Raw genomic sequence first — 7,610 nt, forward strand, 5'->3', positions numbered from 1 at the left:
CGCGCGCCGCGCCGCCCCGCGCCTACCCCTATACCCTGACCGACGCCGAATGGCGCGCCAGACTGACCCAGGCGCAGTACGACGTGCTGCGCCGCGAGGGCACCGAACGGCCCTACACCAGCCCGCTCAATGACGAGCATCGCGCCGGCACCTTCGCCTGCGCCGGCTGCGCCCAGAAGCTGTTTTCGTCGGCCACCAAGTTCGACAGCGGCACCGGCTGGCCCAGCTTCTGGCAGCCGCTGGAACACGCCGTCGATACGCTGGAAGACCGCAGCTTCGGCATGACCCGCACCGCCGTCAATTGCGGCAATTGCGGCGGCCACCTGGGTCACGTCTTCGACGACGGCCCGCGCCCGACCGGACTGCGCTACTGCATGAACGGCGTGGCCATGAGCTTCACCCCGCAGGCCTGATCGCGGCCGGCGTCATTTTTCGAGGATTGCGCATCATGTTCCTTCGTCCCTTCTCCCGCGCCCGCCAGGCCGCGCTGGCCGCCGCCGGCACCCTGTTCGCCTTCGGCACGGCCAGCGCCGCCGAGACTGCCTTCATCATTCCACCGCCCGCGCTCGACGCCTCGGCGGCCGGCGCGGCCCAGGAAAAAGCCGTGATCGCCGGCGGCTGCTTCTGGGGCGTGCAGGCGGTGTTCCAGCACGTCAAGGGCGTCACCTCGGCGGTCTCCGGCTACGCCGGCGGCCAGGCAGCCACCGCCGACTACAACACCGTCAGCGGCGGGCGCAGCGGCCACGCCGAATCGGTGGAAATCACCTACGACCCGAAGCAGGTCAGCTACGGCCAACTGCTGCAGATCTATTTCTCGGTGGCGCACGACCCGACCCAGCTCAACCGCCAGGGCCCGGACAGCGGCACCCAGTACCGCTCCACGGTGTTCCCGGCCAACGACGACCAGCGCAAGGTGGCCGAGGCCTACATCGCCCAGCTGAACAAATCCGGCGTCTACCCCAAGGCGCTGGCCACCACGGTGGAACCGCTCAAGGCCTTCTACCCCGCCGAGGGCTACCACCAGGACTACCTGGTGCGGCACCCGTACAGCATGTACATCATGGTGAACGACGTGCCGAAGGTGGAGAACCTGGCCAAGACCTTCCCGGCGGCGTATCGCGACAAGCCGGTGCTGGTGAATCCGTAGCCAGCGGGTGAATCCGCGGGCGGCTGGCGGACAGGGCTGTCATTGGCGGCCGCCGGCGGAGCTTGCCGCGCCGGCGGCCGCGCCACGCGCGGCCGTCGCTGCCGTCGCGCGCCGTGCAGCCGGGAAGGCGCTGTCGCGATGACCGTAAAAGCGCGCGTCCTGACCATTTTCGCGGCGCCTCGATAAGCAAGATAAATAATAAAAACCGCGCCGATTCTTAAAATCGAAAATCAGCACCTGTCGTGCCTGACAGATAATATTGAATGTATCAATTCCCGCCATATTGATAATACGGCCGGTATCCAAAACACCAATAAAAACAATTGGTTGGTATCCAAACGGCCGAAAATCGCGGCCTTGGATGGTATCTTTCAGGCAGTTTTTTAATCTGCAAAAAAGCAGGTATAAATTGCGTCCTTTTTCCACCGGCCCGTCCATTCCATACAAAGTATTTCAGCCACCGGAAACACGATTTCCGTGGGCGATTGCGTATGGCATCGGGACCTCGGGCCGAGACAAAAAGGATTCCAGTCTTGATATACGGCACGAACAAGTGGCTGACGGCCACGGTCGCATTGAGCACCACCTGCTGCGGCGCCGCCATGGCGGCCGACCTGACGGTGGCGTCCGGCAACACGCAGGTGTTCGACGGCTCGGCCGCCTTCCCCGGCGGCGTTGACGTCAACGGCGGCACCCTGGTGATCGGCGGCAACGGCGGCGGCGCCGGCGTCACCCTCACCGGCAACGTCAACGCGGCCGCCAACGGCACCGTCTCGGGCTTCGGCGCGATCAACGGCAACCTCAACGTGAACGGCGCGCGCGTCGCCCCCGGCTACCCGGTGGGCACGCCCACCGGCGTGTCCAACGGCAACCTCGTCGTCAGGGGCGACCTGTCGATGAACAACGCCGTGTTCGACTTCGAGACCGGCTACGCGGGCCTGCCGATCACGCAGCCCGGCACCGGCGACAACATCACGGTCGCCGGCAACGCCACCCTGAACAACACCACGTTGAACGTGTCGGTCAACACGCTGGGCACCAACGCCGGCTACTACCGCATCCTGTCATACGGCGGCACCCTGAGCGGCAACGGCCTGACGCTGGGCAGCGTGACCGGCGACTCGCAGCCCGCGGCGACCATCCAGTCGCTGACCGGCGACAAACAGATCAACCTGATCCTGGGCCCCAGCACCACCAATCTGTGGAACGGCAACGGCGCGGCATCCGCCACCCGCGCCGGCGGCGGCAATGGCACCTGGAGCGCCGCCAGCGGCAACTGGAACAGCCCCACCAACGCCACGGGCGCCCTGCCCGACGGCGGCTACGCCATCTTCACCGGCGCGGCGGGCACGGTCACGGTCGATGGCGGCGCCGGCCCGGTGCGCGTGTCGGGCATCCAGTTCGCGACCGACCGCTATACCGTGCAGGGCGCGCCCATCACCCTGGTGGGCAGCGGCGGCAACCCGCCGGCCCTGGTGGTCGGCGACGGCACCTATGCCTCGGGCCAGTTCGTCGACACCATCCACAACCCGCTGCAAGGCGCCCAGGGCTTCGTCAAGACCGGCCCGGGCTCCCTGATCCTGACGGCCGACAGCAGCGGCCTGAGCGGCCCCATCCTGATCGCCGACGGCGCCCTGGAGATCGACGGCAAGCTGAACGGCCCCCTGGACATCGGCCGCGAGGTCGTGCTGGCGGGCGTTGGCCAGGTCGGCACCACCACGCTCTACCCCACCGCCGTGATCTCCCCGGGCAACGACGGCTCGCCCATCGGCACGTTGACGGTCAACGGCAACCTGACCTTCGGCGCCGATACCGTCTATCGCGTGCACGCCGATCCGGCCAGCAGCGCCAGCGACCGCATCCACGTCACCGGCGTCGCCACGCTGGATGGCACCGTGGCGCACGTCGGCCCGGCCGGCAACTATGCGCCGCGCACCACCTACAACATCCTCACCGCCGACGGCGGCATCCAGGGCCGCTTCACCGGCGCCTCCAGCGCCTACGCCTTCCTGACGCCCACGCTCAGCTACGACGCCAAGAATGCCTTCATGACGCTCACGCGCAACGACGTGCCGATCGGCAGCATCGGCGGCACCGGCAACGAAGCCAGCGTCGGCGGCGCGCTGGACCAGGAAGATCCGCCCGCGAGCGGCAACGGTTCGACCTCCGGCGGCAACGCGTCGGCTTCCAGCGGCAATGGCGCGACGGCCACCGGCAACGGCTCGTCCGTGGTCGGCAGCGGCACCACTGCGGCCGCCGGCACCGGCGCCCGCCAGGTGACCACGGCCGTGCTGACGATGACGCCCAATGAAGCGCGTTCGGTCCTGAAGCAGTTGTCCGGCGAGGCCTACGCCAGCACCGCCACCGTGCTGCAGAGCCAGGCCGACAGCGTGCGCGCGCTGCCGCTGGATCACCTGCGCGGCAACCTCGACGCGCCGGTGCGCGCCGGACAGCCGACCGCCCAACTGGGCGCGCCGTCGGCCGACGCGCTGCCGCAAAGCGGCGCCTCGCCGGTCTGGGCGCAGGCCTTCGGCAACTGGAGCACCTTCGCCGGCGACGGCAACGCCTCGAGCGTCAGCCAATCGTCCGGCGGCCTGTTCGTCGGCGGCGATGGCGCGGTCGGCGGCGGCTGGCGCCTGGGCGGCGCGGTCGGCTACGTCGGCAGCCACAGCTCGCTGGCCGATTCCGCCTCGCGCACCGACGTCGACAGCTACACCGCCACGATCTTCGGCGGCCGCAATTTCCAGGCCGGTCCCGGCCACCTGCGCTTCATGGCCGGCGCCGCCTACACCTGGCACGACATCAACACCAAGCGCGACGTCGCGGCCGGCAGCCTGAACCAGCGCCTGGAGTCGTCCTACCGCGCCTCGTCGACGCAGCTGTTCAGCGAGCTCGGCTACCACCTGCCGCTGAGCGATGCCTACAGTATCGAACCCTATGCCGGCCTGGCCTGGAACCAGCTGCGCACGCGGGATTTCGAGGAATCGGGCGGATCGGCCGCGCTGCGCGGCAAGGGCCGCACCGACGACGTGACCAGTAGCACGCTGGGCGTGCGCGGCGCCTGGCAGTTCGAGTCCAGCGGCGCGCCGGGCCGCCTGACCGCCTCGCTGGGCTGGCGCCACGCCATGGGCGACGTCACGCCCAGCCAGCAACTGGCCTTCGACGGCGGCGGCACGTTCTCGGTGCGCGGCGTGCCGATCGCCAGGAACGCCGCGGTGGTCGGGCTGGGCGCAGAAATCGCGCTCGCCCGCAACACCACCGCCGGCGTCGCCTATGACGCGCAGTTCGGCGGCGGCAACCGCCAGCAGTCGGGCCTGCTCAAGCTGGCCGTGCGCTTCTAGGGCAACGCCGCGAGACCGCGGCGTCGCGATGGCGTTCCCGCCGCGCCGGGAACGCCCGCGCGCATTGCGCTACAGTGCGGGGGCAGGCGGAATCCGGCCATCCGGATATCCGCCCTGCGCACCCATGATCTCTTCGGCCTGGCGCGGCAACCCCGCCCGCGAGGCCGCGAACCCATGCCCCCAGGAAAAGCACAGTAGTGAACGACACCCACATGCCGGACGACGGCGACTTCCAAGACCGCAAGGAACAGGGCGCCACGCTGTGGCGCGACGATGGCTGGACCGCCCGCATCATCAAGAACGAAGACGACGACGGCTGGGCCGTCGAGATGACCCTGGACGGGCAAGCCGAACCGGCCCTGGTGGGTCCGTGGACCATGGGCCGCGACAAGAAGAACCCCAAGCCCCTCGACACCCCCGCCTTCCACACCCTGGTCAAGACCGCCAACGAAGTCCTGCGCCGTCACGAACAGCAATTGCACGCGACGCTGCACAAGAGCGTGAAGATCGATGCGGCCGCCGGCCGCGTCACCGTCAAGCTGGATATCGTGCCCGACGAGGACGAGCCCTATGCCGTGCTCAGCGCCTACGACGAATCGGGCGAACAACTGGCCGAAATCCACGTGGCGCCCACCTACAAGCTGAGCGTGCAACGGGCCTCGGAATGGGCCCGCGGCGGATTCGGGCGCGAGGGCTGACGCACCGGCAACCGGCGGACCGCCCTTCGCCCCGCCCGCTCCCGTCCCCCGATACAAGGGACGGGAAACGGCCGCCTACGCCGTTCAATGGCCGGTGCTGTCACCCTGGCGGCTGGCCTCGAACAGGAACCAGGTGCGCCGCTCGGTCTCGTCGATCCAGTTCTCGATGAGGCTGGAGCTGGCGATGTCGCGATGCTCGTCGGTCACGTTATGGGCCTCGCGCAGCGTGGCCGCCAGGGTCTTGTTGTCTTCGCGCAGCTCGGCCAGCATGTCCAGCGGCTGGACGTAGTCGGCATCGTTGTCGGCGATGCGCTGGGTGCGCGCGATATGGCCGATGGAACGCAGCGTGGTGCCGCCGATCTTGCGGATGCGCTCGGCGATGGGATCGGTCATCGCGAACAACTGGTCGCCCTGCTCGTCCAGCAGCAGGTGGTAGTCGCGAAAATGCGGCCCGCTGACATGCCAGTGGAAGTTCTTGGTCTTCAGGTACAGCGCGAACACGTCGGCCAGCACCTGGTTCAACACCGCGGAGATATCGCGGGTGGCGGCGGCGGCCAGATCGGTGGGGGTTGCCAGCGGACGCTTGCGCAGCGTCTTCGCCGCCTTGGTGGTCTTCGCATTCAGTTTCTTGGCCATGAATCGCAGCTCCTGGAAATGATTCGGAAAACACGCGCGCGGCGCGATCGGTCGCGCCGCGACGTCCCAGGGTAATTCCGTATGCGCGCTTTGCCAATGGCCGCGCGCGGCTGGCGCCAAGCTGAATCGATATGCCCGCGCGGGCATGACGCCATCACTAGTCCGGCAGGACCTCGAATACCTTCCCCTGCCCGGAGAACAGCGCCACGCAAGCCTGGATACGCTCCGCGATGGAACCCCGCGGCAGCGGCTCGACCAGGCCCAGCGCCATCTGCCGCAGCGGTTCGGCGATGGTCATGGCCAACAGCAGGCCGGCGGTCTGACGCGGTTGCTTGATGCGGATCAAACCGCGCGCGGCCAGTTTCTCGAACCACCCCGCCAGCATCGCGGTGCCGCGCTCGATGCCGTTTTCCTGATACACCGCCAGCAACGCGTTGCGCGCCGGAAAATCGGCCGTCAACAAACGGAACATGCCGACCGCGTCGGCCGACAGGGCGCGGTCGGCGATCGTCTGCAGCACCCGCGCCAGCGCCGGCAACACCTCGGCGGCGCTGGCGACCTCCTGCGCCAGCGCCGGCTCGAAGCTGTCGGTCCAGCCGCGCACCACCTGCGCCACCAGGTCCTCGCGATTGGCGGCGAAGCGGTACACGGTTTTCTTGGCCATGCCGGCGCGACGGGCCACCGCTTCCAGCGTCGCGCCGCCATAGCCTTCGTTCAGCAGCAGCCAGGTGGCGGCGTCGAGGATCGCGGCGCGCAGTTCGGCGTCGGGTCGGGCGGGACGGCCGCGCGAGCGCGGCGCGGCGGATGAGGCAAGGGACGCCATGGGCGATTGGTTCTCCTGATGTCGAGTGGGCGATCTTACACGGTCCGCTTATTTTGGAAACGAACCACGTTTCTTTAATGTAGAATCGGCTTTCCCTTATGGCTTTCCCTTATCCCGGAGACCTCGCATGACCCCCCCGCACCCCGATGCGGCGCACATCGCCGCCGACATGGACAGCCTGCTCGATCCCGCGCCGCTGCCGCTGGAGACCGGCATTGCCCGCCTGCCCGGCGGCGGCCTGGTGGTGGCCACGCGCACCGACCTGCACGGCTGCAAGGGCCGCATGATTGACTGGTGGTTCAAGTTCTTCCAGACCACCCAGCACATCAAGTGGTGGCATCCGCACGACCATGTCGAGCATCGTGGCTGGGACAGCGCCTGGCGGCGCGGCGAAAGCTATATCGGCGCCTCGATCCACGCGGTGGAGTCGCTGGCCGACCTGCCGCCGGTGGCCGCCAGGCTGAAATTCCACGCCCCGCAGGAGGCCTTCGACGCCGCGCGCCTGCGCGCCGCGCACGGCAACCAGGACGTGTCGGCGGCCATCTACGCCCGCATCGGCTTCGGCGACCACATCCAACTCGACGCCGATGGCGATCCGAGGGATGGCCAGATGATCCACCTGGCGCGCGACACGCCGTTCGGCTGCGTGCTGCGCAGCCGCTTCTACCTGGGCCTGTCGAGCCCACGGCCGCAGCAGGACGTGCCCGACGTGCTGGGGCTGAACCTGCTGCGCCATTGCTATACCGAGTTCACCTACCTGTCGCGCTTGCTGCCGTCGATCTACTACGGCGAACACGCCAACGGCGAAGCCGCGCCGCTGCCCTGGTAAGGCGGGCACGGCCCCTGCGATGGTAAGGCTGGCACGGCCGCCGCCCTGGTGAGGCCGGCACGGCCACTGCCCGGGCAAGACCGGCGCGGCCGCCGGCCTGCGCGCTGCGCGCGGCGGCGCGGAGCCGGCCGGGCGG

The 7,610-nt window shown here is 68.8% G+C and carries 8 protein-coding genes; 5 read left to right on the top strand and 3 right to left on the bottom strand.

Going from position 1 to position 7,610, the window contains the following annotated elements:
- A partial coding sequence (gene msrB / locus AruCF_RS15445; RefSeq protein ID WP_254431134.1) for a peptide-methionine (R)-S-oxide reductase MsrB occupies positions 1–413 on the top strand: 413 nt, incomplete at its 5' end.
- A 35-nt stretch (positions 414–448) separates the two neighbouring features.
- Complete coding sequence (gene msrA / locus AruCF_RS15450; protein ID WP_049074088.1) at positions 449–1,147, top strand: peptide-methionine (S)-S-oxide reductase MsrA; 699 nt, start codon at positions 449–451, stop codon at positions 1,145–1,147.
- Positions 1,148–1,186: 39 nt separating this feature from the next.
- Here the strand turns inward: msrA and AruCF_RS29205 are convergent, their stop codons facing one another.
- Positions 1,187–1,573: a hypothetical protein gene (locus tag AruCF_RS29205; protein WP_144419138.1), complete on the bottom strand. Its 387-nt coding sequence runs from the start codon at positions 1,571–1,573 to the stop codon at positions 1,187–1,189.
- Positions 1,574–1,680: 107 nt separating this feature from the next.
- Here AruCF_RS29205 and AruCF_RS15455 point away from each other — a divergent pair, with 107 nt between their 5' ends.
- On the top strand, positions 1,681–4,488 hold the full coding sequence (locus AruCF_RS15455; RefSeq protein WP_049074090.1) for an autotransporter family protein: 2,808 nt from the start codon (positions 1,681–1,683) through the stop codon (positions 4,486–4,488).
- Positions 4,489–4,685: 197 nt separating this feature from the next.
- Complete coding sequence (locus tag AruCF_RS15460; RefSeq protein ID WP_049074091.1) at positions 4,686–5,186, top strand: hypothetical protein; 501 nt, start codon at positions 4,686–4,688, stop codon at positions 5,184–5,186.
- A gap of 84 nt (positions 5,187–5,270) precedes the next feature.
- On the opposite strand, the gene AruCF_RS15465 is transcribed toward AruCF_RS15460, so the two are convergent.
- Positions 5,271–5,822, bottom strand: coding sequence for a Dps family protein (locus AruCF_RS15465; RefSeq protein ID WP_049074093.1), 552 nt, complete (start codon positions 5,820–5,822; stop codon positions 5,271–5,273).
- Between the two features lie 157 nt (positions 5,823–5,979).
- A complete protein-coding gene (locus tag AruCF_RS15470; RefSeq protein WP_049074098.1) occupies positions 5,980–6,645 on the bottom strand; it encodes a TetR/AcrR family transcriptional regulator in 666 nt (221 codons plus the stop codon).
- 127 nt (positions 6,646–6,772) lie between these two features.
- Between AruCF_RS15470 and AruCF_RS15475 the strand changes: the two genes are divergently transcribed.
- Positions 6,773–7,474, top strand: a complete 702-nt coding sequence (locus AruCF_RS15475; protein WP_049074100.1) for a DAPG hydrolase family protein — start codon at positions 6,773–6,775, stop codon at positions 7,472–7,474.
- Positions 7,475–7,610 lie beyond the last annotated feature (136 nt).

It is taken from the genome of Achromobacter ruhlandii (genome assembly GCF_002082135.1).
Lineage (GTDB): Bacteria > Pseudomonadota > Gammaproteobacteria > Burkholderiales > Burkholderiaceae_B > Achromobacter > Achromobacter ruhlandii.

Excerpts from the sequence above, each read along its gene's own strand:
- AruCF_RS15475 (WP_049074100.1), top strand. The coding sequence starts at position 6,773 with ATGACCCCCCCGCACCCCGATGCGGCGCACATCGCCGCCGACATGGAC.
- AruCF_RS15465 (WP_049074093.1), bottom strand. The coding sequence starts at position 5,822 with ATGGCCAAGAAACTGAATGCGAAGACCACCAAGGCGGCGAAGACGCTG.
- msrA (WP_049074088.1), top strand. The coding sequence starts at position 449 with ATGTTCCTTCGTCCCTTCTCCCGCGCCCGCCAGGCCGCGCTGGCCGCC.
- AruCF_RS15470 (WP_049074098.1), bottom strand. The coding sequence starts at position 6,645 with ATGGCGTCCCTTGCCTCATCCGCCGCGCCGCGCTCGCGCGGCCGTCCC.